The following is a 25,715-nucleotide window of genomic DNA, read 5'->3' as shown; positions in this document are numbered from 1 at the left end:
CCCGCAATGGCAGATCAACATGTGACGAACGCGGCGGGCGCCGGGGCGCCGCCCATCGACCTGCGCAGCGATACGGTCACCAAGCCGACCGAGGCGATGTATGCCCGCATGGCCTCGGCGCCGATCGGCGATGACGGGCTGGACGGTGACCCCACGGTACGGGAGTTGGAGGCCGTCGCGGCTGCCGCATTGGGCAAGGAGGCCGGCCTGTTTGTGCCAAGCTGCACCATGGCCAATCTGCTGGCGACGCTGGCGCAGTCGCAGCGCAGCGAACAGATCGTGCTGGAATCGCGAGCCCATATGTACACGTCCGAGCGAGGAGCGGCGACATTCACGGGACAGTTCTACCTCGCTGTTGCCGGTACCGACGGCGCGATGGACCTGAACTTGCTGGAGGACGCCCTACAGAGCGACGGGCACAAGCTCAGGACCGCCCTTGTCGCGATGGAAACCTCGCACAACAATGCAAGTGGCGCCGTGCTGCCGCTGGAGCACATGCAGGCGGTGCACGCCATGGCTTCGGCGCGTGGCGTCCCGGTGCATCTCGACGGTGCGCGGCTCTTCAACGCCGCGGTCGCGCTCGAAACGGCGCCGGCCGAGGTTGCGCGGCATTGCGACACGGTCTCGCTGTGCCTATCGAAGGGCCTGAGCGCGCCGGCTGGTGCCGTGCTCGCAGGGCCGGGCGCGGCGATCGACCGGAGCCGCAGATTTCGCCGCATGCTGGGAGGCACGCAGCGCCAGATCGGCATCCTGGCTGCCGCCGGCCTGGAGGCCGTTCAGGTCATGGGTGCGCGTCTGGTGGAGGACCACCGGCGTGCGCGCGCCCTGAGCGATGCGCTGAACGGGATGCATCCGAGGATCAGCGCGACAATCCCGCAGACGAATATCGTGCAGGTCGATGTCTCTCGCTCCGGGCGCGACAGCGCCGCGTGGTCGGAGGCTCTGGAGGGGATGGGCGTGAAGGCGAGGCCTTGGGGCAAGCAGCGATTGCGCTGCGTGACCCATCGCCATATCGAGGACGCGGATATTGAGCGCGCGGTCACGGCATTTCGCGCCGTGGCTGGAGCTTTGGCTTAGAAAGGGCCTACGTCAACACCCCCACGATCGCGCCCATCAAGCACGTCGTCAGCGTGCCCGACACGATCGACTTCAGCCCCAGCGCGTTGATCTCGTCGCGCCGCTCCGGCGCCATCACACCGAGGCCACCGATCATGATGCCGAGGCTGGCGAAGTTGGCGAAGCCGCACATCGCGTAGAGCATGATCAGGCGCGAGCGCGGATCGAGCGTACCCGGCGGCAGTTTTGAGAAGTCGACATAGGCGATCAGCTCGTTGAGCACGGTTTTCGTGCCCATCAGGCTGCCGGCGGTGACGGCCTGGTCCCAGGGCAGTCCCATCAGCCAGCACACCGGCGCCATCACGAGGCCCAGCAACCGCTGCAGCGAGATCGCACCGCCGCCGATGTTGGGCAGCAGGCCGAGGATGGCGTTGACGAGGTAGACCAGCGCCACCAGCACCAGCAGCATTGCGACGATGTTGATCAATAGCTCGATCCCCGCGGTCGTGCCCTTCACGATCGCATCCATGGTGCCGGAGACTTCCATCTCCGGATCTTCCAGCGCGCCGCCGGTGCGCTTGTCTGATGTCTCGGGCACCATGATCAGGCTGACCAGGATCGCGGCCGGCGCCCCCAGCACCGAGGCGATGACGAAATGCGCGGCCGCATCGGGAATAAGAGGAGCAAGGAGCGTCGCATAGAGCACCAGCACGGTGCCGGCGATGCCGGCCATGCCGCCGGTCATCACCAGAAACAATTCGCTGCGGCTCATCTGCGCGAGATACGGCCGCACGAACAGCGGCGCCTCGACCATGCCGAGGAAGATGTTGGCGGCGGTCGAGAGCCCGACGGCACCGCCGACGCCGAGCGTGCGTTCGAGCAGCCACGCCATGCCGCGCACGATCGGCGGCAGCACGCGCCAATAGAACAGCAGCGTCGTCAGCACGCTCATGACGAGCACGATCGGCAGCGCCTGGAACGCCAGGATGAAATCGGCGCCCGGTACCTTCAGGTCGAAGGGCAGGGGACCGCCGCCGACATAGCCGAACACGAAGGAGGAGCCCGCGCGCGAGGCTGCCGAGATGGCGCCAACCGCGTCATTGATGGCGCCGAAGGCGTGCGCCACGATCGGCACCTTCAGCAGCACGATCGCGGTGGCGAAGGTCACGACGAGGCCGATCAGCGCCTGCCGAAGCGAGACGGCGCGGCGATTCTCCGCCAGCGCGAACGCGATCAGCAGCAATGCGAAAACGCCGAGTGTCGATTGCAGCCGCAGCATGATGTCCCCAAAGCCCCAATGATTATGGCCGCGCGTGCGTTGCAAACGCAATGCCGGATGGCGCCGGGGGCCGCCCGCTGTTGACAAGCAGGCCCGCGTCAGCCACGCGGGGGCGCGTCGATATCAGGGGCGGACCAGCCGAGCGTGACCAAAGAGGCGATGCCAGAGCAGCCAGTTGCAGCCCGTCCGGCGGTCAGCGCCGGAGAGCTCCTCCGCCACCGCGCCTTCCTGTTCTTCCTGCTCTCGCGCAGCCTGTCACGCTTTTCCAGCCAGATCGCGGCGGTCGCGATCGGCTGGCAGATCTACGATCTCACCGGCTCGGCCTTCGACCTCGGCATGGTCGGCCTCGTGCAGTTTGCGCCCACCGCGCTGCTCGTCTTCGTCGCTGGCCACGCCGCCGACCGTTTTGAGCGCAAGCGCGTGGTCCAGCTCTGCCAGCTCGTCGAAGCCGCGACCGCGCTCTATCTCGCCGTCATTACCTATCTCGGCGCGGTCAGCGAGGTGCAGATTTTCGTCGCGACCTTCGTGCTCGGCATTGCCGGCGCCTTCGAGAGCCCGACCACGGCGGCCCTGCTGCCACTGATCGCGCCGCAGGGCTCGCTGCAGCGAGCCACCGCCGTGGCGAGCGGCGCAGGCCAGGTCGCGACCATCACCGGGCCGGCGCTCGGCGGCTTTGCCTATGCGATCGCGCCGCATCTGGCCTACGCCGTGATGCTGCTGTTCTGGATTCTCGGGATGATCCTGACCGGCTTCATCCAGCCGCGTCCGCAGGCCGTGGCCAGGGACGACAGCACGGACAATATCTTTGCCGGAGTTCGCTTCATCCGCGGCAATCCGGCGATCCTCGGCACCATCTCGCTCGATTTGTTCGCGGTGCTGTTCGGTGGCGTCACCGCGCTGCTGCCGATCTATGCCCGCGACATCTTGCAGACCGGTCCGGTTGGGCTCGGCGTGCTGCGTGCCGCGCCGGCCGTCGGCGCGCTGCTGATGACCATGGTGCTGGCACGCCACGCCATCACGCGGCATGTCGGCCTGCGCATGTTCCAGGCGGTGATCGTGTTCGGGGTGGCCACGATCGTGTTCGCGCTGTCGTCCTGGATGTGGCTGTCGGTGCTGTCGCTCGCAGTTCTGGGTGCCGCCGACACGATCAGCGTCGTGATCCGCTTCTCGCTGGTGCAATTGTCCACCCCCGACGAGATGCGCGGCCGCGTCGGCGCCGTCAATTTCCTCTTCATCAACGCCTCGAACCAGCTCGGCCAGTTCGAGAGTGGCGTCACGGCCGCGCTGTTCGGCGCGATGCCCGCCGCTGTGCTCGGCGGCGTCTGCACGGTTGCGGTGGCCTTGCTGTGGATGAAGCTGTTCCCCAGCCTGCGGCAGGTGGAGAGCCTGGAGTAGGGCTCGTGTCCCGGACGCGCTGCAACGCGGAGCGTTGCTGCGCAGAGCCGGGACCCAGAAGGCCGAGAGCGAGATCGCGGAGGCATGGGCCCCGGCTCAGCAACGCGTCATTGCATGCCGCGCTGCGTCCGGGGCACGAGAGCGGCAAGTCTGCGCGCGTAATGACGATTGCTGAAGCAGCGCGTGGACTTACGCCGCGTCACCCCGCAAGCCGGGCAGCAGCAGGCGCCTCTTGACGCCTACTGTGCATGGGGTTGTTTTCGTAGTTTTGGTTCAGCCGCGTCCGACGAACGGCATCTTGCTGGCCATCACCGTCATGGTCAGCACGTTGGCATCGAGCGGCAGGCCGGCCATGTAGGCCACCGCATCGCCGACCGCCTTCGCATCCATGCGCGGCTCGTGCTTGGTGGTGCCGTCCGGCTGCAGCACGCCAGGGCCGTTGACCATGCGGTCGGTCATCGGCGTCGCGGCATTGCCGATGTCGACCTGGCCGACCGCGATGTCGTACATGCGGCCGTCGAGATTGGACGCCTTGGTGAGGCCCGTGATGGCGTGCTTGGTCGAGGTGTAGGCCGCCGAGAACGGCCGCGGCGCATGCGCCGAGATCGAGCCGTTGTTGATGATGCGGCCGCCGCGCGGGCTCTGGTCCTTCATGATGCGGAAGGCGTGCTGGGTGCACAGGAACGGGCCGGTGAGGTTGGTGTTCACCACCGCCTGCCACTGCTCGAGGCTGAGGTCCTCGAAGTTGACGGCGGGCGCGCCCATGCCGGCGTTGTTGAACAGCACGTCGAGCCGGCCGTAGGTCGCCTTCACCTTGTCGAACAGCGCGGCGATCGAGTCGGGCTTGGTCATGTCGGCGGTGACGCACAGGCTCTTGCCCGCGGGGCCGAGCTTGGCGGTCTCCTCGAGCATGTCGAGCCGGCGCCCGACCAGCACCACGGTGAAGCCGGTGTTCATCAGCGCCAGCGACGCGGCGCGTCCGACACCGGTGCCGGCGCCCGTCACCACTGCGATCTTTTTTGCTTCACTCATCGTTTCCTGCCTTTTCTTCAGTTGTCAGGTTTTGGGTTCTTTTTCGTTCTTGTAGGGCGGACGCGGAATATTCTGATGCGCCGCGCGCAACGCCGCCGACCAGCGCGAGCGCAGGTCGTGGAAATAGGGCTCGCCTGCCTCGATGCGGTGGTTGAGATCGGCATCGCAGGCATCCGCGCGCACCACCAGCACGTCGATGGGAAGACCGACGCCGAGGTTCGAGCGCATGGTCGAGTCCATCGAGATCAGGCCGGTCTTCAGCGCCTCGTAGAGCTCGACGTCGTAATGCATGGCGCGGTCGAGCACCGGCTTGCCGTATTTGTGCTCGCCGATCTGCAGGTAGGGCGTGTCGGTGGTGCATTCGATGAAATTGCCGGCCGTGTAGACCATGAACAGGCGCATCCGTGCGCCCTTGATCTGGCCGCCGAACAGGAAGGAAACGTCGAACGACACGTCCTCGGATTTCAGCGCGGGGCCTTCGGTCGCGTGCACCGCCCGGATCGCCCGGCCGATGCGCTGGGCGGCCTGGAACATGGTCGGCGCGTTCATCAGCGTCTCGATCTCGCCCGTGTTCGGGTCCTCGAGACCCTCGGTCAGGGTGGAGAGCACCGACTGGCTGATGGCGAGATTGCCGGCGCTGGCGATCGCCATGATGCGGTCGCCCGGCTTGGAAAAGATGTGCAGCTTGCGGAAGGTCGAGACATTGTCGAGGCCGGCGTTGGTGCGGGTGTCGGCGATCATGACCAGCCCGTCCCGAACCAGGATTCCACAACAATAGGTCATTTCCAGTCCCCGAACGCGAGCGCTTTTGCCGGCGCCAATCTAGTAGCCAATTTCGGGGGCGCATGAAACCCCCAATGGCACGCATAGACGGGGCAAAAAGCCTAGCTCAGTCAGCGGCATCGGCGAGAAACGCCCGGTCGACGGGGACGCCGAGCGCGGTGACCAGCCGGTTGGTTTCCGAAGCCATGCCGACGATGGCAAGCAGCTCGCCATATTCGGTCTCGGTCATGCCCTTGGCCCGGGCGGCCGCGGTGTGCGAATGGATGCAGTAGCTGCAGCCATGCGCGATCGAGACCGCGACATAAAGCATCTCCTTGACCTTGGGATCGAGCGCGCCCGGCGCCATCACCTCCTTGATGCTCTCCCAGGTCCGCCGCAGCGTCTTCGGATCATGCGCCAGCGCGCGCCAGAAATTGTTGACGAAATCCGATTGTCGGACTTTTCGGATGTCGTCGAAAACGGCGCGCGCCTCGCTGGAGAGTTCATCGTCCGAGAGCAGCTTCACGGTCGCCATGGGGGTCCTCGCAGGGTCGGGGTGGATCCTGCGAGTGTAGCACGGCTGGTGCGGTCAACAGGCCTGCTCGGCCGAGCGACGCAAGGCCAGCCTGCCGACCTCGACATATTGCCGCTGCTGTGCGTGAGCGTGCTGCGCGCCGATGTGAAGGTCGCGCAGACGCCGCTGCAGCGGCGAGCTGTCATAGACCGCGCTGCTTCCCGCCAGCGCAAAGCAGGCGTCCGCAATGCCGACGCAGGTCGTGGCGAGCCAGGCCGCGGATCGAGCCCCCTCGACCAGGAGATCCGGATCGTTCAGCGTTCCCGACAACGCGCGCCGCCAATGGCTGGCGACCTGCACCTCGTGAAACGCCTGCGCCGCCTTCAGGTCCGCGGAAATCCGGCCGAGCTCGTACTGGAAAATCTCGGACTCCCGCATCGGCACCGCCGCGTATAATTGCTGCCGCCCGGTATGGGCCAGCGCGAGCAGATCGTCGACGGTGCCCTCGGCCAGGCCCACCGAGAATGTCCCGTGCAGCAACGGCAGCCATTGCCGCAACGCCTGATAGAGCGGACCCGACAGGCGCGGGGCAGCATCGACATCGAAGACGTGGGTATCGGGAACGGATGTCTCCCGCAGCGTGATGTGATGGCTGCCGGTGCCCTTGAGCCCTGCTGCGTGCCAGGTGTCCTCGATCTCCCAATCGCGCGCCGGCAGCATGATTGCACGAACCAACGGCTTGCCCTGCGGGCCCGGGACCGGCTTGCCGCGGTCGGTGACAACGCAAAATCCGCCGATCCAGTCGGCATGGGTGCAGCTGCTGGCGAACGGCCAGCGCCCCTTGACGCGATAGCCGTCGGCCACGCGCTCCGCCGTTCCTGCCGGCTGTGACGAGCCGCAGATCGCCACGTCTGGTCCATCCTGATAGATCTGCTGATACAGTTCAGGACGCGCCGCGGCGGCGAAAAGGCCGCCGACGCCGGCAACGATCGCGATCCAGCCGATCGAGCCGTCGAGACGGGTCAGCGTCTTCATCACCTCGAGCCCGGCCGGCAGATCGAGCTCCAGCCCGCCATGGCTCCGCGGCACGAACATCCGAAACAGTCCGATCGATTTCAGCCGTTCCACCAGATCGGGCGGGAGACGGCGCGCAGCTTCGATCTCGGCGGCGCGTGCCGTGATCTCGGGCGCCAACTCGCCGATGCCCAGAAGCATGCCCTTGTGGGGATCGCGCAGTGCCAGGGAATTGCTGATTTTTTCTTGAAGCCGCATCTGTCTCAACCTCTGTTGCGGGATGGATCGCAACGGAGGTTGAAGAGACGGCGCTACGATGCGGTTTCAGCGCGGTCGCCGTCGATTACGGCTGTAACGCCTGCTGCCGGGCCTAGCTCTGCCGCTGGGATTGCGATTGCGACTGGCCGCCGCGGCCGGCCTGCTCGACCTTGACCGCGACCGTCAGCGTCTCCGCGCCCCCGCCATAGCGGGTGCCGCGCACCGGTGCCGCGCCGAGATAATCGAGTCCGATGGCGACGCGGACATGGGCGTCGGTGGTGCAGATGCTGTTGGCAGGGTCGAAACCGACCCAGCCGAGATCGGGAACGTAGGCTTCCGCCCAGGCATGGCCGGCGTCCTGATGCACGGTGCCGTCGGAGCGCAAGAAGTGTCCGGAGACGAAGCGCGCCGGCACGCCGCCGGTGCGGGCGCAAGCGATGAAGATATGCGCATAGTCCTGACAGACGCCGCGCTTGAGCGTGAACGCTTCGGCCGCCGACGTGCCGCTATTGGTCGGATCTTCGTCGAAGGTCATGTGGTCGCTGATCTCGCTCATCAGCGTGTGCAGGAAGCCCAGCGTGTCGCTTTCGGCCTCGCTGCGCAACTGGCGCGCGACCGCTGCCATTGCAGGATTGACGGTCGTGAGATCGGTGGTGCGCAGAAACATGTCGGCGGGAAAGCGCTCGTCGGCGCCGCGCAGCACGCCGCCGGTATCGTGGGTCTCGATCAGGCCCTCGGCCGTGATCTTGATGTCGCCGACGGGTCCGCATGACAAGACATGGGTGACGTTGCCGAAGGCGTCCTCATGGATATCGAGCTTGGTGTCGGTCGAGACGTCGATCTGCCATTCCGCCACATATTGCCCATCATGGCTGCACGGTGTCATGCGCAGGATCTGGATCACGCTCGTCGCCTGCGGCTCGTAGCGATAGGTCGTGGTGTGCTGGATTCGCAGGCGCATGGGGAACCGTGCAGTTAGTGGTTAGGCCCGACTGCCTTTCGCGAAGAAGCTCGTCATGCCCGGGCTGGTCCCGGGCATCCACGCTCTTCCTCACCGCGCGGCAGCAAGAACGTGGATGGCCGGGACAAGCCCGGCCATGACGATATCCCGTTTCGTCAGCCGGGGGACATCAGATCAAATACTGCTTCGTGATGATTTCGCCCAGCCTGGAATTGTCCGCGATGAATTCCTGAATGAATTCATGCACGCCGTGCTGGAAAATGTCGTTCATGTTGCTGTGTTCCAGCCGGTTGCGGATGCCGCGGGCGTGGCGTTGCGCCGGACCCTGGCGGCCATAGGCGACGCCGATCTGGTCGAGGTTGCGCGTGAGATTGTCGTAGCAGCTCGCAAGCGAGCGCGGCAGCGTGCCGTTGAGGATGAGCAGATCCGCGACCAGCCACGGTTTCAGCGTCTCGCGGTAGACCCAGTGATAGGCCGTCAGCGCCGATACCGAGCGCAGGATCGAGCTCCACTGATAGAAGTCGAGCGGACCGCCGACGTGCTCCTCCTCGGGCAGCAGCACGTGATACTTGACGTCGAGAATGCGTGCGGTGTTGTCGGCGCGCTCCAGATGCAGGCCGAGGCGCGAGAACCAGTAGGCGTCGTTGCGCAGCATGGTGCGGTATGCCGAGCCGTCGAAGCGCAGCGAGGTCTCCTGCACAAAGCGCAGGAATTTCGCGAGGTCCTCGCGTGTGGAGGTGCCCTTGCTCCAGACCGCCTGCAGCTCGATCCAGGCCGAGTTGATGGTGTCCCACATCTCGCTGGTCAGCGCGGTGCGCACCGAGCGCGAATTCAGCCGCGCGGCCTCGATGCAGTTCCTGATCGAGGACGGGTTGTCGGCCGAGAACGACAGGTAATCGACGACGTTGTGCTCGTTGGCTTCCTCGTGGGTCTGATAGAAGCTTTCCGCGACGCCGGCGGTGAGCAGGGCGGAGTCCCACTCGTTGGTCTTGCCGATATAGGCGGCGGGAAGCGCGGTGACGCGCAAGGTCGCATCAATGGTGCGCGCGAGATATTCGGCCCGTTCGACATAGCGGGCGAGCCAGTAGAGGTTTTCGGCGGTACGCGACAGCATATCTCTACTCGTCCAAAATCCAGGTATCTTTGGTGCCGCCGCCCTGGCTCGAATTCACCACGAGCGAACCTTCCTTCAGCGCAACACGTGTCAGCCCGCCCGGCACGATCGTCGTGCTCTTGCTGCCGGTGAGCACGAAGGGGCGCAGGTCCACATGGCGCGGCGCGAGGCCGCTTGCCGTGCAGGTCGGGCAGGTCGAGAGCGCCAGCGTCGGCTGGGCGATGAAGCCTTCCGGCTCGCGTTTGAGCTTCTCGCGGAAAGCTTCGATCGTTGCTTTCGTCGCCGCGGGGCCGATCAGCATGCCGTAACCGCCGGAGCCGTGCACTTCCTTGACGACGAGATCGCCGAGATGGTCGAGCACGTAAGCGAGATCCTTCGGCTCGCGGCAGCGCCAGGTCTGCACGTTCTTCAGGATCGGCTCCTCGCCGAGGTAGAATTTCACGATCTCCGGCATGTAGGAGTAGATCGCCTTGTCGTCGGCGATGCCGGTGCCGACCGCATTGGCGAGCGTGATGTTGCCGGCCGCGTAGGCCGACATCAGCCCGGGCACGCCGAGCGCGGAGTCGGGACGGAAGGTGAGGGGATCGAGGAAATCGTCGTCGACGCGGCGGTAGATCACGTCGACCCGTTTCACGCCCTCGGTCGTCCGCATGAACACTTCGTTGTTCTTGACGATGAGGTCGCGGCCCTCGACCAGCTCGATGCCGAGCTTGTCGGCAAGGAAGGAGTGCTCGTAATAGGCGGAGTTGTAGACGCCGGGCGTGAGGAGGGCGACCGTCGGTTCACCTGAGGCACTGTTCGGTGCGACCGAGCGCAGCGCGGAGAGCAGTTCGTCCGGATAGCGCTCGACCGGCGCCACCCTGTGGCGGGCGAACAGATCCGGAAACAGCCGCATCATGATCTCGCGGTTTTCCAGCATGTAGGACACGCCCGACGGCGTGCGCGCATTGTCCTCCAGCACGATGAAGTCGTTGGCATCGACCCGAATGATATCGATGCCGGCGATGTGCACGTAAACGTCGTGCGGCACCTGCTGGCCGTTCATCTCGGGGCGGAAGACCGGGTTCTGGAAGATCAGATCGTCGGGCACGATCTCGGCGCGGAGGATGTCACGGCCGTGATAGATGTCGCGCAGGAACATGTTCAGCGCCTTGACGCGCTGCTTCAGGCCCCTCTCCAGCAGCGTCCATTCCTTGCCGGACATGATCCGCGGGATCACGTCGAACGGGATCAGGCGCTCGGTGGATTCGGAGTCCCCATAGACCGCAAAGGTGATGCCGATGCGGCGGAACAGGAGCTCGGCCTCTTGGCGGCGATATTCGAGCGCCTCTGGAGGCGTCTCCTTGAGCCAGCGTGCCAGCTCCTGATAGGCGGGGCGTAGGTCCCCACCCGGAATATTCATTTCGTCAAACGCGACTGCCATAGATCCCGACTTGTCTCCGCTAGGCGTTGCGCCATTGGACAGGTCGTCAGGCCTTGATGAAGACCGCAACGTCCTGGCCATGCGGCAAGAGTGCATGACTCTGAGGAGGTAGCAAGGGGCGGGCCAGCGCTATAAGCATTGAGAAGGGGCATTTGCCGGGGATGACCGGTGAGCTGCCTGAAAAAATGGCTGAGGACTGCTTATTTCGGCAGCAAAACCGCGTGACTTCAACGCGTTACCTCGGCAAAGTCGGGACCAGAGGTGAGGGACTTAAGGCATGAGCGAGATCGTCACGGCGGGCATTCTGGTCATCGGGGATGAAATCCTGTCCGGCCGGACCAAGGACAAGAATATCGGCTTCATCGCCGAATACCTGACCAATATCGGCATCGACCTGAAGGAAGTCCGGGTCGTCTCCGACGACGAGCCCGACATCATCGCCGCCTTGGATGCACTGCGGCATCGCTACAATTATGTGTTCACCACCGGCGGCATTGGGCCAACCCATGACGACATCACTGCTGATAGCGTCGCCAAGGCGTTCGGCGTCGGCATCGACCATCACCCGGAGGTGGTCGCCCGCTTCAAGGAGCGCTGGAGCGAGCAGGACCTCAACGAGGCCCGCTTGCGCATGGCCCGCATTCCCGACGGCGCCGAGCTGATCCAGAGCGCAACCATCCTCGCCCCCGGCTTCAAGATCGGCAATGTCATCGTGATGGCCGGCGTGCCCTCAATCATGCAGGCCATGATGGACATCGTTTCGCCCAAGCTGAAATCGGGTGTGCGGATGCTTTCCGAATCAGTCCGTGCCAATGCGCGGGAAGGCGACATCGGCAGCCCGCTGCGGGCGATCGCCGCCGCTCATCCCGACACCATCATCGGCAGCTATCCCTTCATGGACGAGGAGCAAAAGCCGAACACCAATCTGGTGGTGCGCTCGCGCGATGCGGATAAGCTCGCATCCGCGATGTCGGCGGTGAAGGAAATGCTGGCGGGATTGAACATCACCCGGTAGCAAATGGAGCTGCCGGCAGACGAATGCAGGAGACGATGATGGCTGGTGAAGCACCGGAACTGAGCGCGCAGGAGCGGGCGGGCCGGCCCTTTCCGGTGTCGTGGGATCAGTTCCACCGGGATTGCCGGGCGCTGACCTGGCGGCTGAATGAGGTCGGTCCGTTCCATGCGGTGATCGCGATCACCCGCGGCGGCCTGGTGCCGGCCGCGATCGTGGCGCGCGAGCTGGGCGTGCGCGTGATCGATACGGTCTGCATCGCCAGCTACGACCACGACAAGCAGGGCGAGCTGCAGGTGCTTAAGGGTATTTCCGAACAAGCCATGAAGCTCGGCGGCGGCACCGGCAAGGGGCTGTTGATCGTCGACGACCTCGTCGACACCGGCAAGACCGGCAAACTGGTGCGCGAGATGCTGCCCGATGCGCATTTCGCGACAGTTTACGCCAAGCCAAAGGGGCGTCCGCTGGTCGACACCTTCATCACGGAAGTCTCGCAGGACACCTGGATCTTCTTCCCCTGGGACACTGCGCTTTCCTACCACCCGCCGCTCCGCGACGGTGCTGCGTAGGCACGAAAGGCTGATGGCCATGGCCGGACGCGCGCGGTTGGCACTTTGTGGCTTCATCGTCGCGCTTGCGGCGATCTTTGTGACGGCCGAGGCGCGCAGCCAGGATCGTGCTTCTGTCATCGACGACATCGTGGTCGGCAGCCGGGTGCTCGCCGAGTTCGGTGTGGTTGACGCATTCGGCCATGTCAGCGCGCGTGATCCCGGCCATCCCGATCGCTTCCTGATGTCGCGCTCGCTGGCGCCGGCGCTGGTCACCGCCGACGACGTCATGGAGTTCGATCTCGACGGTAACGCCGTCGATGCCAAGGGCCGCACCGTCTTCCTCGAGCGCTACATCCACAGCGAGATCTACAAGGCGCGGCCGGACGTGATGGCGGTGGTGCATACGCACTCGCCTGGCGTGATCCCGTTCACGGTCAGCCAGGTGAGCTTGCGGCCCATCTTCCACAACGCGGCCTTCCTCGGCGCGGGGGCGCCGGTCTGGGAGATACGCAAGGAGTTCGGCGAGACCAACATGCTCGTGAGCAACGCGGCGATCGGCAAGTCGCTGGCGCTCGCGCTCGCAGACAAATCGGTGGTGCTGATGCGTGGCCATGGCGATGCGACGGTCGGCCCATCCGTGAAGCTCGCGGTGTTCCGCGCCTATTACACCGACGTCGATGCGCGGCTGCTGTCGCAGGCCCTCGCGCTCGGCGGCGAGGTCAACTATCTGACCCCGACCGAGGCGACGAAGGCCGATGCGGTCAACGTTCAGGTGCTCGATCGCGTCTGGAATCTCTGGAAGATGCGTGTCACAGCGGCGACAAAATAATGCCCCTGCAAAACCGCGTCACGCCCACCGGCGACATCATCGCCACCCCGCATCGTGGGCTGTTCACCGGCAACCGCGGCATCATCCACGATCCCGCGACGAAGACGCTGCTGAAGAAGCGCTGGTCGTCGCCGGCCTGGCTCACCTGCACCTGCGAATTTCGCGGCCGCCGCCGCGAGGTGATGGCGCAGCGGAGCTGGACGGAGCTGTTCTTCCTGGATGAGGCGACCGCGCTCGCCGCCGGCCATCGCCCCTGCTTCTACTGCCGTCGCGACGACGCCAACCGCTTCCGCGCCGCGTGGGAGAAGGGCAACCGCGTGCACGACGTCCGCATGCACGACATCGACACTGTGCTGCACCACGAGCGGCTCGATCACGGCAGGAAGCGGCTGCACGCGCTGCTGGTGCCGCTCGACCAGCTTCCCGAAGGCGCGATGCTGCAGCAGGGGGACGAGAGCTATCTGGTCACGCAGGGCAGGGCGCTGCTGTGGTCGCCGGAGGGCTATGGCGCTGTCGAGCGTCACCCCGCCGAAGCAACGCTGCTGACGCCGCCATCGACGCTGCGCACGATGAATGCGGGCTACCAGCCCGTGCTGCATCCGACCGCACGCGGCTAGCGCAGCGGCTTGCCCTCTTCATCCACCGTCGTGCGCGCATCGCGCAGCGCCCATTCGCGGATCACCTGGCGGCAGCGGGTCAGCTCGGCTTCGCTCGCGGCACCGGCATCCTTCGACGCACGCTCCACCATCGCCTTGCAATTCATGAGCACCGAGCGGTCTTCCGCCTGCGCCGGCAGCATGAGCGCTGCCAGCGCGGCGACCGCGAGTGCCGTCCGAACAACCACCATCACCCGAGTTTCTCACGCGCCAGCGCAGCGCCGGCGCCGAGCGCCATCAGCTTGGCTTCGGCGATCTCGCGCCGCATCGGCGCCATGCCGCAATTGGTGGTGGCGATGATGTTGCTCTTCGGCACGAATTTCGACACCGCGTCGATCACCTTGACGACGTCCTCGGCGGTCTCGACCGTGTCGCTGGCGACATCGATCACTCCGGCCTGGACGATCTTGGTCTTCAAGAGCGCGAGCAGATCGAGCGGCACCTTGGAATTGCGGCACTCGATCGCGACCTGCTGGATCGGGCTGGCATCGATCGCCGGAAAAATCTGCTCATACTGCCGCCACTGCGCGCCCAGCGTTTCCTTCCAGTCGGTATTGGCCTTGATGCCGTAGCCGTAGCAGATGTGGACGGCGGTGGTGCAGGTGAGGCCCTGTGCGGCGCGCTCCAGCGCCTTGATGCCCCAGTCGTTGACCTCGTCCATGTAGACGTTGAAGGCAGGCTCGTCGAACTGCACGAGATCGATGCCGTCGGCCTGCAGCGCCTTGGCTTCCTCGTTCAACAGCTCGGCAAAGGCAAACGCCATCTTGACGCGGTCGCCATAGTAACTGTCGGAGATGGTGTCGATGATGGTCATCGGGCCGGGCAGGGTGAACTTGAGCTTCTTCTTCGTATGCGCGCGCGCCACGCGGGCCTCAAAGTCGTGGACGCGCCCCTTCAGCCGCAGCGGCGCGACCACTTGCGGCACCATTGCCTTGTAGCGATCTTTCCGGATGCCCATCTCGACCTTGTGGGCGAAATCGATGCCCTCGATCTTCTCGAGGAAACCGTGCACGAAATGCTGCCGGGCCTGCTCGCCCTCGGTGACGATGTCGATGCCGGCGTCCTCCTGGATCTTCAGCCAGATCAGCGTGGCGTCGCGTTTGGCGCGGAGCAGCTCGTCGCCTTGCGACTTCCAGGGCGCCCAGAGCATGTTGGGTTCGGCGAGCCATTCCGGCTTCGGCAAGGAGCCGGCGATCGTCGTTGGAAACAGCATGGGTCCCTCCCGGCGGGTTGTGATTGCGCCTCTGTCTGCCATGTCTTAACGTCGAGGTACAGAACAACAAAAGTCGCTCTCTATTCCATTGGCGACGACAGGGAAGGTGATGATCGACCTCCACTACGCGCCGACGCCGAACGGCTGGAAAATCTCGATCATGCTGGAGGAACTCGGGCTTCCCTATACGGTGAAGCCCGTCAACATCCGCGCCGGCGAGCAGTTCAGCCCCGACTTTCTGGCGATCTCGCCCAACAACCGCATACCCGCGATTGTCGATCATGATCCCGCCGATGACGGCGGGCCGTTCTCGGTATTCGAGACCGGTGCCATCCTGATCTATTTGGCGGAGAAGACCGGGCGTTTCCTCCCCAGCGACCTGCGCGGCCGCTCCACCACGATCCAATGGGTGATGTGGCAGATGGCGGGGCTCGGGCCGATGCTTGGTCAGCACGGCCATTTTGCGCTCTATGCGGCGGAGAAGATTCCCTACGCGATCGAGCGCTACCGCGACGAGGCCGCGCGGCTCTATGGCGTGCTCGATCGCCAACTCGCCAAGACCGGCGCCTATGTCGCCGGCGACTATTCGATCGCCGACATCGCCTGCTTCCCCTGGACCATGACCCACAAGGCGCAGGGCTTTACCCTCGACGACTATCCGAATGTGAAGCGCTGGTACGCCGAGGTGCGGGCCAGGCCGCAGGTACAGGCGGGGCTCGCGATCGGAAAATTCGTGAAGGAGCCGTTCGACGAGGAATCACGCAAGATCATGTTCGGCCAGAGGGCTAAGGAAGTGTTGGGAAAGAGGTAGTGCTCCTCATGGTGAGGAGCGCCGCAGGCGCGTCTCGAACCATGAAGGCCCGGTTGTCACCCGCGGCCATCCTTCGAGACGGCCGCTATGCGGCCTCCTCAGGATGAGGTCCGTCAGCAAAGGAAACACCATGATCGAGTTCTTCTTCGACTGTTCCAGCCCCTGGACCTATCTCGCCTTCCACAACATCCAGCCGCTCGCGAGCGAGCTCGGCGCCGAGATCATCTGGCGGCCGATCCTGGTTGGCGGCATCTTCAACACCGTCAACCCGAGCGTCTACGCGCAGCGGGAGACGCCGGTGCCGTTGAAGGCGCGTTACATGAAGAAGGACCTCGCCGACTGGGCGCGCTCGGCTGGTCTTGCGATCAAGATGCCGCCGACGGTGTTTCCGGTGAACAGCGTCAAGGCGATGCGCGGCTGCATCTGGTTGGGCAAGGACATGGTGCCGTTCGCCACGAGCGTGTTCGAGGCCTATTGGGGCGGTGACAAGGACATCTCGCAGGATGCGGTGCTGGCCGAGATCTGCAAGAAAGCGGGCATCGACGAGCAAAAGTTCTTCGCGGGCATCTCGGAGCAGGCGATCAAGGACCAGCTCAAAGCCAACACGGAGGAGGTCGTCGCCCGCGGCGGCTTCGGCTCGCCGACGATCTTCGTCAATAAGACCGACATGTATTTCGGCAATGACCGCCTGCCACTGATCCGCGAGGCGCTTAAGCGCAGCAAGGCGAGCGCGGCCTGATGGTACGGGCTGTTGTTTGCCGCGCGCTCGGCGCGCCCGAGAGCTTGCTGCTGGAAGAGTTTCCCTCGCGTGCCCTGAAGCCGGGCGAGGTCCGCGTCGCGATCCGCGCCGCGGGCCTCAATTTCCCTGATGTGCTGATGGCGGCCGGCGAATACCAGCTCAAGCCCGAGTTGCCGTTCACGCCCGGCATGGAAGCCGCCGGCGACGTGACCGAAGTCGGCGCGGAGGCGAAGGGCGTCGCTGTCGGCGACAAGGTCATCGTCAAGATGCGTCACGGCGCCTTCACGGATGAGGCCGTGGTGACGCCGGCGCAGCTCACGCCGATGCCGTCGACCTTCGACTACGCGGAAGGTGCGACCTATCTCGCCGGCCACGGCACGGCCTATCACGCGCTGATCGATCGCGGCCGGGTCGAGCCGGGCGAGGTATTGCTGGTGCACGGCGCCGGCGGCGGCGTCGGCCTTGCCGCTGTCGAGATCGGCAAGATGCTGGGCGCGACCGTGATCGCGACGGCGTCCAGCGACGAGAAGCTGGCCATTGCCAAATCGCGCGGTGCCGATCATCTCGTGCGCTACGACCGCGAACCATTTCGCGATGCCGTCAAGCGCATCACCGATGGCCGCGGCGCCGACGTGGTGTTCGATCCCGTTGGCGGCGACGTGTTCGAGAGCTCGATGCGCTGCATCGCCTGGGGCGCGCGGCTGCTGGTGATCGGTTTCACCGGAGGCATCGGCTCGGCCAAGACCAACCTGCTGCTGATCAAGGGCGCCAGCGTGCTCGGTGTGCGCGCGGGTGAGGCGGTGCGGAAAAATCCCGCACTTGGCGAAGTGCGCCTGAAGGCGCTGCTGCAATGGGCGGAGGAGGGCAAGCTGCGCCCGAACATTTCGCATCGCCTGCCGCTGGAGGACTACGCCAAGGCGATGCGGCTGCTGCTCGACCGCAAGGCGATCGGGCGCGTGGCGCTGGTGATGGATTGACGGTGCCGCTATGTTCGTAGGGCGGATTAGCGAAGCGTAATCCGCCGTTTGATTGCCGCGAGAGAAGTGGCGGGTTACGCCTTCGGCTAACCCGCCCTACGAAGCTACTTGTATTCCCGCTCCGTCCACCAAGGGAAATAGTCCGGCATATCGCTCGACACCTTGTTCTTGAACTGCGCCGGCCGCTTCTCCAGGAACGATACCACGCCTTCCTTCACATCCTCGGAGCGGCCGCGGGCGTAGATGCCGCGGCTGTCGACCTTGTGGGCTTCCATCGGATCGTCCGCGCCCATCATGCGCCACATCATCTGGCGGATCAGCGCCACCGACACCGGCGCGGTCTTGGCCGCGAATTCCTTGGCGAGCGCGCGGGCGGTCGGCAACAGATCATCCGGCGCTACGACCTTGCTGACGAGACGGCCGGCGAGAGCCTCTTGCGCCGGGAAGACGCGACCCGAATAGCACCATTCCAGCGCCTGCGAGATACCGACGATGCGCGGCAGGAACCAGCTCGAGGCCGCCTCCGGCACGATGCCGCGCTGGGAGAACACGAAGCCGAAGCGCGCCGCGTCCGAGGCGATGCGGATGTCCATGGCGAGCTGCATGGTGACGCCGATGCCGACGGCTGGCCCGTTCACCGCGGCGATCACCGGCTTCAGGCACTTGAAGATGCGCAAGGTGACCTGGCCGCCGCCATCGCGCACCTGCGGATCGCTGTAATCGACCTTGCCGTCGGCGAAGCGTTTGACGGGCCCGCGCCGCGCGTCGCGATCGAAGGTATCGGCGCCCGAGGAGAGATCCGCGCCTGCGCAAAATCCGCGGCCGGCGCCGGTGACGATGATGGCGCGGACATTGTCGTCCTTGTCGGCGGCATCGAACGCGTCGATCAGCTCGGCCTGCATCTGCGCGTTGAAGGCGTTGAGCTTGTCGGGCCGGTTCAGCGTGATGGTGAGGATCTGCTCGGCGACCTCGTATTTGATCGTCTCATACGCCATGTGGTTCCCTTCCTTAGCTTAAATGCGGTCTCGATGAGACGAGACGCACGGTCGCCACTGTCCGTCTTGCGCGGACTGGGCATCTGATGATGCAGTACAAGAACGTGGATGGCCGGGACAAGCCCGGCCATGACGGACAAAGCTACTTCGCCGGCGGCTTCGGCCAGGGCTGCTGCGCCCCGCGCAGGCCCTCGAAGGCCTTGGCCATGCCGAGCACGCCGATATCGTCGAAGCGGCGACCGACGATCTGCACGCCGATGGGAAAACCGTTGGCGTCGAAGCCGCCATTGATGGAGACGGCCGGGTTCTCCGACATATTCCACGGCACGGTATAGCAGATGTGCTCGAACGGCCGCATCGGATCGTTGGTGGGCGAGGCCCATTCCGCCGCGTAGTTCACGTTCGGCGCGGTCGGCGAGATCACATAGTCGAGCTCGCAGAACAGTTTTGAGGCCGCAGCGCGGATCGCCATGGTCTGGTTGAAGCCACGGATGACGTCGACGCCCGACAGCTTCGCGCCGGACGCGCCCCATTTGAAGATATAGGGCAGCACTTTTGCCTGTTCGGCCGGCGTCAGCTTCGCCAGATCGTCCCACATCCGCGCGCGCCAGAAATTGTCGAGACCATCGAGCATCTCGCGCGTGAGAATGCCGTCGACCTCGGTGACGACGCTGCCAGCGGATTCGAACGCCTTTGCGGCTTTCACCGCAACGTCGCGGACCGGCCTTTCCGCCGGCAGGCCGACGCCGGCATCGAGCATCAGGCCGATGCGCAATTTGCGCGGAGATTTTTCCAGCCCTTTCCAGTTCAGAGGCTCTGCCGGCAGGCTCATGCCGTCACGGCGGTCGGGCTTTGCGATCGCACTCATCATCAGGGCGCAATCATCGACCGTGCGGGTCATGGGGCCGGCGACGCGGCCGACATAGGTGGGATCGATCGGCACGCGGCCGAAGCTGGGCTTCAGGCCGACGAGACCGCACCAGCCCGCGGGCAGGCGCACCGAGCCGCCGATATCGGTGCCGAGATGCAGCGGGCCATAGCCGGCCGCCGCAGCAGCGCCTGCACCCGCGCTGGAGCCGCCGGGGTTTTTTGAGAGATCCCAGGGATTGCGCGCGAGCGCATGGAACGAGGAGAGCCCCGATGACAGCATGCCGTAATCGGGCATGGTGGTCTTGGCGAAGATGATCGCACCAGCCTCACGCAGACGCGCGGCGGGCGGGGCATCCTTCTCGGCCGGCACGAGCTTGACGCTCGCAGCCCCCAGCGGCACCGGCACGCCCTTGGTCGCGATATTGTCCTTCACCGTGACGGGCACGCCGTCGAGCGGGCCTGACGGTTCGCCGCCTGACCAGCGCGCGGTCGAGGCGGCTGCGGCCTCGCGCGCGCTGTCGGGATCGAACGCATAGAGCGCCTTCAGGTGCGGCTCCCACGCAGCGACATGCGCAAGCACGTCCTCCAGCACCTCGCTCGGCGAGAACTGCTTGGCCCGATAGCCCGCGATCAGATCGACGGCGGACAGATCGTGCAGCGAGGTGACCGCCTCTTCGACGCTCTTTTTCTGCATTGTTAAGCGACCGGCATGCGCGTTTCGATGATCCGGGCGAACATGCTGGCGCCGATCGGCAGGATCTTGTCGTCGAGCACGAAGCCGGGATTGTGCACCGGCACCGAGCCATCATGACCGACCCAGAAATAGGCGCCGGGAATGGTCTCCAGCATGTCGGCGAAATCCTCGCTGCCCATCTTCGGCTGGCTACGGGTGATCACCTTGGCGGGGTCGATGATGGTGCGGGCGACGTCCTCGACCACCTTGGACTGCTCGACCTGGTTGACCAGCACGTTGAAGGTGTCGCGGATGTCGACGTCGATCACACACTGATAGGCGCTCGCGATGCCGGCGCAGATCGTGCGGATGCGTTCGCTGACCAGGGTGCGGACTTCCTTCGAGAAGGTGCGGATGGTGCCGCAAAGATGCGCGTCGCCGGGAATGACGTTGTAGGCGGAGCCCGCGTGGATCTGGGTGATCGAGACGACAGCAGCCTGCAGCGGCTCGACGTTGCGGCTGACGATGGTCTGGATCGCCTGCGCCAGCGTGGTCGCGATGATCACCGCGTCCTTGGAGCGCTCGGGCATCGCGCCATGCGCGCCATAGCCGGTGATGCGGAGGTCGAAGAAGTCGGCGCTGGCCATCGCCGGGCCCGGCAGGATCGCGATCTCGCCGAGATTGAGGTCGGGCGCGTTGTGCAGGCCGTAGAGCTCGTCGCACGGAAACTTCTCGAACAGGCCGTCCTTGATCATCGCGCGCGCGCCGCCGAGGCCTTCCTCGGCCGGCTGGAAGATCAGGTGCACGGTGCCGTCGAAATTCCGGGTCTCGGCGAGATAGCGCGCGGTGCCGAGCAGCATGGTGGTGTGGCCGTCGTGCCCGCAGCCGTGGAAGCGGCCGGGGATTTTCGAGCTCCATTTCAGATTGGTGTTCTCTTCCATCGGCAGCGCGTCCATGTCGGCGCGCAAGCCGATGCGCTTGCTGCCCGAGCCCTTGCCCTTGATGACGCCGATCACGCCGGTGCCGCCGAGGCCGCGATGCACCTCGATGCCCCAGCTCTGCAGCTTGTCGGCGACGATGCCGGAGGTCCGGACCTCCTCGAAGCCGATCTCGGGATGGGCGTGGATGTCGCGGCGGATGGCGGTGAGTTCGTCGGCGTAGCCGTCGATGCGGTCAATGGTGGGCATGTGTCCTGTCCGGTTGGCGTGACTTGATTAGCGAGATTTGGGCGCGAAAGCGGGGCCGTTCGGCTTGATGCGGATGCCCGGCCGCAGGCGCGTCCAGGGCAGGGTGGCGGTGTCAGCCGGCATCGCGCCGGGCGCTGCGCAGATCATCAGCTTTTCCGCGATCGGCTCGAAATCGGCACGGAAATGCACCGAGCTCTTGTTGACCAGAATTTTTTCTGCGGTCGGCTCGATGCCGACACAGCGGTACATCGCCTGATCGGCGAGCTGCGCCTTGTGCGAGGAGACGACGACGCGGACATCGCCGATGCGCAAGGCCGCGGACGGGCCCATCTCCATCTCGCGGCCGCCATAATAGGGGCCGGGCGCGATGAAGCGGCCGTCGGAGAGCTTTTCGACGACGAAGGTCTCGGTATAGGGCTCGTCGCCGGGAATGCCGGACTTGCCGCCGAGCGAGAGCGTGACGGTGGCGCCGACGCCGGCTTCGTGAGCTGCCTTGGCAGAGACCGGATCGTAGATAGCGCCGGTCGCGGCGCTCGCCTTGTTGCGCACCAGCGCGCGCAACATGCCGGTAGTGTCGGAATCACCACCGGCACCGGGATTGTCCTGGGTATCGGCGATGATGATCGGCTTGCTGGCGTTCTTCGAGAGTTCCATGGCGTGGCGGACGCCGTCATCGGGCGACCAGATCTTGCCGTCGAAGTCGTCCTCGTGGCTTTCGATCAGTCTGACGATCGCATCTGCCGCGCGGTCGGCATCTTCTTGCGTCCTGCCGTAGGCGAACACGCTCGGCCCGCAATCGCGGAAATCGGCGGCTGGAAAACCCGGCGCGAAGGAGAGCGTGGGAACCGCATCGTTCTCCAGCGCTGCGAGCTTCTCGTAGATGCCTTTGGTCGGAAAATCGTTGGTGCATTGCCAGCTGATCGCGATCAGGAACGGCAACTGCCGGAACGATTTTGCGAAGCGCTGCTTTGTCTTCAGAAGCAGAGCAAGGTGCTTGGCCGAGGCACGGCCGGTCTCGGCCATGTCGACGTGGGGATAGGTGCGGTAGGCGATCAGCGCGTCCGCATGTTCCATCATTTCGGGCGTGACGTTGGCGTGAAGGTCGAGGCTCGCGACCAGCGGGACATCCTTGCCGATGACGCGACGGACGCGCGCCAGAATCTCGCCTTCACCGTCGTCGAGATGTTCGGTGACCATCGCGCCGTGCAAATCGAGACAGACAGCGTCGATCGGGCCCGCGGCTGCGATGCCGTCCACCATCACCTTCACGATGCGCTCGAACGCATCCTTGGTGACGTGCGCCGAGGGGCTCGCGCCGCAAGCAATCGTCGGAACGAGTTCCCAGCCGTTGGCCTCGGCGCTGTCGACGAAACCGGCCAGCCCGACATTGATGCGCCGCATTACCTTCAGCACGTCGGGACCTGTGGTCATCGCCGGCCAGCCGCCGCCATGCTGGAAGTCCGCAAACGTCGCCTTCGTCGGGGCGAAGGTGTTGGTCTCGTGGAGGAAGCCGCCGACGGCGATGCGTGTCATCAATGCAAGTCCAGCGTTAAAAGTTGCGCGAAATTAGCCATGGCGCTGCGGCGAGGGCAAGGTGGGAAGCAGTCGCGCCACGCATGGCCTCAGGCCGTTTTGGGAATGCTGCGGATGCGGTCCGTATTGTCAGCGAAGGCGCCTCTAAACACTCAGTGTCGTCCCGGCGCACGCGGGGACCCATAACCCCAGGGAGGAGTTTGGCGAAGGCTGGTCGTTCGGGATCAGCACCAGGCGCGATCGATATATTCCGCGGTATGGGTCTCGGCGTGCGCCGGGACGACAGCCGAGAGTCTCGCTACAGCGCAGCCGCCACACCCTCCGACACCGGCCGGAAATTCGCAAAGTCCCAGTTGCGTCCTGGTGCCGCATCCAGAAGGGCCTTGGTATAGGCCTCCTGCGGATGCGTCAGCACCTCGGCGGCCGGGCCCTGTTCGACGACGCGACCGTGCTGCATCACCACGACCTCGTCGCAGATTTGGGCTGCGACGCGCAGATCGTGGGTGATGAACAGGATGGCGATGCCGAGCCGCTTCTGGATCTCGTCGAGCAGTTCCAGTACCTGCGCCTGCACGGAGACGTCGAGCGCGGAGACCGCTTCGTCCGCGACCAGCACGTCCGGATCGAGCGCGAGCGCGCGGGCAATGGCGATGCGCTGGCGCTGGCCGCCGGAGAACTGGTGCGGATAGCGCGAGACCGCGTCGGCCGGCAGGCCGACGAGTTCGAGCAGTTCGCGCGCGCGCTTCATCGCGGCGGCATGCGAGGTGCCGTAGTTGATCGGGCCTTCCGCGATGCTCTCGCCGACGGTGATGCGCGGGTTGAGCGAGCGGTAGGGATCCTGGAACACGATCTGGATCTTCTGCCGGTGCGGCTGCAGCAGGCGTCGCGAGATGTCGGAGATCTCGCGGCCGGCCAGCCGCACGCCGCCGGAGGTCGGATCGATCAGGCGGACGATGCAGCGCGCCACGGTCGACTTGCCCGAGCCGCTTTCACCGACGATGCCGAGCGTGCGGCCCTTGCGCAGCGTCAGCGTCACCTTGTCGGCGGCGACGACCTCGCGGCCTTTGCCGAAGAACGCGCGCTCCTTGTAGATCTTGCTGAGATCGTTGGCCTCGAGCACCACCGGTTCCTTGCTCTCCTCGCGCGGCGGCCGCGGCACCAGGCTCGGCACCGAAGCGAGCAAATTGCGGGTGTATTCCATCGTGGGGTTGCGCAGCACGGTCTCGAGCTGGCCGGTCTCGACCAGGCGACCCTGCCGCATCACCGCGACGCGGTCCGCGATCTCGGCGACCACGCCCATGTCGTGGGTGATGAACAGCACGGCGGTGCCGTGATCGCGCTGGAGCTCGCGGATCAGGGACAGGATCTGCTTCTGCGTGGTGACGTCGAGCGCGGTGGTCGGCTCGTCGGCAATCAGCAGCTTCGGCTCCAGCACCAGCGCCATCGCGATCATGATGCGCTGGCGCTGGCCGCCGGAGAGCCGATGCGGGTAGGAGGCGAAGATGCGCTCGACCTGAGGCAGGTGGACCTGCTCCATCATGTCGAGGATGCGCTTCTTCCGTGCCTTCGCGTCGAGCTTGGTGTGGGCGCGCAAGACTTCATCGATCTGTCGGCCGACCGGCACGACCGGATTGAGCGCGGTCATCGGCTCCTGGAAGATCATCGCCATCTTCGTCGCGCGCAGCTGGCGCAGGCGGCGATCGGTCGCCGTTAGGATCTCCTCGCCGACGAGTTTTACGCTGCCACTGGTCGGAACCAATGTGCCCTTCGGCAGCAGGCCCATCGTGGTCAGCGAGGTCACCGACTTGCCCGAGCCGCTTTCGCCGACTAGGCACAGCGTCTCGCCCTGGTGGACCTGGATCGAGATGCCGTCGATGATTTTCGCGCCGCCCGGCTTCTTGCCGACGGAGACGACGAGGTTGTTGATGTCGAGAACGATGTCTTTGGTCATCACTTGATCGGTCATTATTTGCCCTCCCGCTGCTTCATGCGGGGATCGAGTGCGTCGCGCGCGGCGTCGCCGATCAGGTTGATGCTGAGGATGGCGATCGAGAGCAGCAGGCCCGGCCAGAAAATCAGGGTCGGCTTGAGCTGAAAATACTGGCGGCCCTCGGCCATGATGTTGCCCCAGGTCGGCGTCTCCGGCGAGATGCCGGCGCCGAGGAAGGAGAGGATGGCCTCGGTGAGGATCGCGGACGCGCAGACATAGGTGCCCTGGACGATCAGCGGCGCGATCGTGTTCGGCATCAGGTGCCGCCACATGATCTTGGGCAGCGAGGAGCCGACCGAGATCGCGGCTTCCACATAGGGCTCCTCACGCGCCGACAGGACGACCGAGCGCACCAGGCGCGCCACGCGCGGGATTTCGGGGATCGTGATCGCGACCAGCACCGTCCAGATGCTTGCGCCGGACAGCGACACCACGGCGATTGCAAGCAGGATGCTCGGCATCGCCATCAGGCCGTCCATGATGCGCATCAGGACGGAATCGATCAGCTTGAAGAAGCCGGAGACGAGACCGATCACAAGGCCGATGGCGATCGAGAGGATCGCCGAGCCGATGCCGATCAGGAGCGAGATGCGGCCGCCATAGATGACGCGCGACAACAGGTCGCGGCCGTAGGCGTCGGTGCCGAGCAGGAACTGCGCCGACGCGGGCTTGAGCCGCTGCGACGGCGCGAGCTGGATCGGATCGTGCGGCGCGATCAACGGCGCCAGGATCGAGATCAGCACGATCAGCGCGAGCAACACCGTCGCCGTGGCGATGATCGGCGTCGAGGTGAGGAAGCCGAAACGCGGCCGCAGCGGCGACGTGATCGGGATGGACGACTGGGGAAGGGTATCGACTGACATCTTGTTGT

Annotated in this window: 25 protein-coding genes; 9 read left to right on the top strand and 16 right to left on the bottom strand. The window is 65.3% G+C overall.

The window, feature by feature from the left end:
- Nucleotides 1–6: 6 nt before the first annotated feature.
- Nucleotides 7–1,077 carry a low specificity L-threonine aldolase gene (locus tag NLM31_RS28080; protein ID WP_254132407.1) on the top strand — a complete coding sequence of 357 codons (1,071 nt, stop codon included), beginning with the start codon at nt 7–9 and terminating at the stop codon, nt 1,075–1,077.
- 7 nt (nt 1,078–1,084) lie between these two features.
- Here the strand turns inward: NLM31_RS28080 and NLM31_RS28075 are convergent, their stop codons facing one another.
- Entirely contained in the window at nt 1,085–2,335 is a 1,251-nt protein-coding gene (locus tag NLM31_RS28075) for a NupC/NupG family nucleoside CNT transporter (RefSeq protein WP_254194353.1), read from the bottom strand.
- Nucleotides 2,336–2,494: 159 nt separating this feature from the next.
- On the opposite strand from NLM31_RS28075, the gene NLM31_RS28070 reads away from it, so the two are divergent.
- Nucleotides 2,495–3,730: an MFS transporter gene (locus NLM31_RS28070; protein ID WP_254194352.1), complete on the top strand. Its 1,236-nt coding sequence runs from the start codon at nt 2,495–2,497 to the stop codon at nt 3,728–3,730.
- A 273-nt stretch (nt 3,731–4,003) separates the two neighbouring features.
- Here the strand turns inward: NLM31_RS28070 and NLM31_RS28065 are convergent, their stop codons facing one another.
- From NLM31_RS28065 to NLM31_RS28035, 7 genes are all read right to left on the bottom strand, one after another.
- Nucleotides 4,004–4,762 carry an SDR family oxidoreductase gene (locus tag NLM31_RS28065; protein WP_254132404.1) on the bottom strand — a complete coding sequence of 253 codons (759 nt, stop codon included), beginning with the start codon at nt 4,760–4,762 and terminating at the stop codon, nt 4,004–4,006.
- Nucleotides 4,763–4,786: 24 nt separating this feature from the next.
- On the bottom strand, nt 4,787–5,545 hold the full coding sequence (locus NLM31_RS28060) for a proteasome-type protease (RefSeq protein ID WP_011088363.1): 759 nt from the start codon (nt 5,543–5,545) through the stop codon (nt 4,787–4,789).
- A 106-nt stretch (nt 5,546–5,651) separates the two neighbouring features.
- Nucleotides 5,652–6,059 carry a carboxymuconolactone decarboxylase family protein gene (locus NLM31_RS28055; RefSeq protein ID WP_254194351.1) on the bottom strand — a complete coding sequence of 136 codons (408 nt, stop codon included), beginning with the start codon at nt 6,057–6,059 and terminating at the stop codon, nt 5,652–5,654.
- 54 nt (nt 6,060–6,113) lie between these two features.
- Nucleotides 6,114–7,310 (bottom strand): acyl-CoA dehydrogenase family protein, encoded by a 1,197-nt coding sequence (locus NLM31_RS28050; RefSeq protein WP_254194350.1) that lies wholly within the window; start codon nt 7,308–7,310, stop codon nt 6,114–6,116.
- 112 nt (nt 7,311–7,422) lie between these two features.
- The gene (locus NLM31_RS28045; RefSeq protein ID WP_254194349.1) at nt 7,423–8,271 is read right to left on the bottom strand and encodes a transglutaminase family protein; all 849 of its coding nucleotides are present in this window, start codon (nt 8,269–8,271) and stop codon (nt 7,423–7,425) included.
- Between the two features lie 169 nt (nt 8,272–8,440).
- Nucleotides 8,441–9,385: an alpha-E domain-containing protein gene (locus tag NLM31_RS28040; RefSeq protein WP_234679117.1), complete on the bottom strand. Its 945-nt coding sequence runs from the start codon at nt 9,383–9,385 to the stop codon at nt 8,441–8,443.
- 4 nt (nt 9,386–9,389) lie between these two features.
- Nucleotides 9,390–10,808 carry a circularly permuted type 2 ATP-grasp protein gene (locus tag NLM31_RS28035; protein ID WP_254132400.1) on the bottom strand — a complete coding sequence of 473 codons (1,419 nt, stop codon included), beginning with the start codon at nt 10,806–10,808 and terminating at the stop codon, nt 9,390–9,392.
- Nucleotides 10,809–11,085: 277 nt separating this feature from the next.
- On the opposite strand from NLM31_RS28035, the gene NLM31_RS28030 reads away from it, so the two are divergent.
- The 4 genes from NLM31_RS28030 to NLM31_RS28015 are packed head-to-tail and all read left to right on the top strand — an operon-like array spanning nt 11,086 to nt 13,817.
- Nucleotides 11,086–11,823 carry a molybdopterin-binding protein gene (locus NLM31_RS28030; RefSeq protein WP_254132399.1) on the top strand — a complete coding sequence of 246 codons (738 nt, stop codon included), beginning with the start codon at nt 11,086–11,088 and terminating at the stop codon, nt 11,821–11,823.
- A 38-nt stretch (nt 11,824–11,861) separates the two neighbouring features.
- Nucleotides 11,862–12,389 carry a xanthine phosphoribosyltransferase gene (gene gpt / locus NLM31_RS28025; RefSeq protein ID WP_194482023.1) on the top strand — a complete coding sequence of 176 codons (528 nt, stop codon included), beginning with the start codon at nt 11,862–11,864 and terminating at the stop codon, nt 12,387–12,389.
- Between the two features lie 13 nt (nt 12,390–12,402).
- Entirely contained in the window at nt 12,403–13,200 is a 798-nt protein-coding gene (locus NLM31_RS28020) for a class II aldolase/adducin family protein (protein WP_256561749.1), read from the top strand.
- Complete coding sequence (locus NLM31_RS28015; protein ID WP_254132397.1) at nt 13,200–13,817, top strand: hypothetical protein; 618 nt, start codon at nt 13,200–13,202, stop codon at nt 13,815–13,817. The genes NLM31_RS28020 and NLM31_RS28015 overlap by 1 nt, the downstream gene beginning before the upstream one ends.
- On the opposite strand, the gene NLM31_RS28010 is transcribed toward NLM31_RS28015, so the two are convergent.
- Entirely contained in the window at nt 13,814–14,047 is a 234-nt protein-coding gene (locus NLM31_RS28010; RefSeq protein ID WP_254194348.1) for a hypothetical protein, read from the bottom strand. The genes NLM31_RS28015 and NLM31_RS28010 overlap by 4 nt on opposite strands.
- Nucleotides 14,047–15,069, bottom strand: a complete 1,023-nt coding sequence (locus tag NLM31_RS28005) for a methionine synthase (protein WP_254194347.1) — start codon at nt 15,067–15,069, stop codon at nt 14,047–14,049. The genes NLM31_RS28010 and NLM31_RS28005 overlap by 1 nt, the downstream gene beginning before the upstream one ends.
- 109 nt (nt 15,070–15,178) lie before the next feature.
- Between NLM31_RS28005 and NLM31_RS28000 the strand changes: the two genes are divergently transcribed.
- From NLM31_RS28000 to NLM31_RS27990, 3 genes are all read left to right on the top strand, one after another.
- The gene (locus tag NLM31_RS28000) at nt 15,179–15,880 is read left to right on the top strand and encodes a glutathione S-transferase N-terminal domain-containing protein (protein ID WP_254194346.1); all 702 of its coding nucleotides are present in this window, start codon (nt 15,179–15,181) and stop codon (nt 15,878–15,880) included.
- Nucleotides 15,881–16,010: 130 nt separating this feature from the next.
- On the top strand, nt 16,011–16,619 hold the full coding sequence (locus NLM31_RS27995; protein ID WP_254194345.1) for a 2-hydroxychromene-2-carboxylate isomerase: 609 nt from the start codon (nt 16,011–16,013) through the stop codon (nt 16,617–16,619).
- The gene (locus NLM31_RS27990) at nt 16,619–17,596 is read left to right on the top strand and encodes an NADPH:quinone oxidoreductase family protein (RefSeq protein ID WP_254194344.1); all 978 of its coding nucleotides are present in this window, start codon (nt 16,619–16,621) and stop codon (nt 17,594–17,596) included. The genes NLM31_RS27995 and NLM31_RS27990 overlap by 1 nt, the downstream gene beginning before the upstream one ends.
- Before the next feature lie 104 nt (nt 17,597–17,700).
- Here NLM31_RS27990 and NLM31_RS27985 read toward each other — a convergent pair whose 3' ends face one another.
- The 6 genes from NLM31_RS27985 to NLM31_RS27960 all read right to left on the bottom strand — a co-directional run bounded on the left by NLM31_RS27985 (nt 17,701) and on the right by NLM31_RS27960 (nt 25,707).
- On the bottom strand, nt 17,701–18,591 hold the full coding sequence (locus tag NLM31_RS27985) for a crotonase/enoyl-CoA hydratase family protein (RefSeq protein ID WP_194482029.1): 891 nt from the start codon (nt 18,589–18,591) through the stop codon (nt 17,701–17,703).
- Nucleotides 18,592–18,733: 142 nt separating this feature from the next.
- Nucleotides 18,734–20,155: an amidase gene (locus tag NLM31_RS27980; RefSeq protein WP_254194343.1), complete on the bottom strand. Its 1,422-nt coding sequence runs from the start codon at nt 20,153–20,155 to the stop codon at nt 18,734–18,736.
- Nucleotides 20,156–20,157: 2 nt separating this feature from the next.
- The gene (locus NLM31_RS27975; RefSeq protein ID WP_254194342.1) at nt 20,158–21,321 is read right to left on the bottom strand and encodes a M20 aminoacylase family protein; all 1,164 of its coding nucleotides are present in this window, start codon (nt 21,319–21,321) and stop codon (nt 20,158–20,160) included.
- 27 nt (nt 21,322–21,348) lie between these two features.
- Nucleotides 21,349–22,854 carry a M81 family metallopeptidase gene (locus NLM31_RS27970; protein WP_254194341.1) on the bottom strand — a complete coding sequence of 502 codons (1,506 nt, stop codon included), beginning with the start codon at nt 22,852–22,854 and terminating at the stop codon, nt 21,349–21,351.
- A gap of 298 nt (nt 22,855–23,152) precedes the next feature.
- Nucleotides 23,153–24,820 (bottom strand): ABC transporter ATP-binding protein, encoded by a 1,668-nt coding sequence (locus NLM31_RS27965; protein WP_375167502.1) that lies wholly within the window; start codon nt 24,818–24,820, stop codon nt 23,153–23,155.
- Entirely contained in the window at nt 24,820–25,707 is an 888-nt protein-coding gene (locus tag NLM31_RS27960) for an ABC transporter permease (protein WP_254194340.1), read from the bottom strand. The genes NLM31_RS27965 and NLM31_RS27960 overlap by 1 nt, the downstream gene beginning before the upstream one ends.
- Between the last annotated feature and the right edge of the window lie 8 nt (nt 25,708–25,715).

The sequence above is a fragment of the Bradyrhizobium sp. CCGUVB4N genome, from assembly GCF_024199945.1.
GTDB lineage: Bacteria > Pseudomonadota > Alphaproteobacteria > Rhizobiales > Xanthobacteraceae > Bradyrhizobium.
Note: the sequence above shows the minus strand (reverse complement) of the source record. Positions and strands in the feature narration are given on the sequence as shown.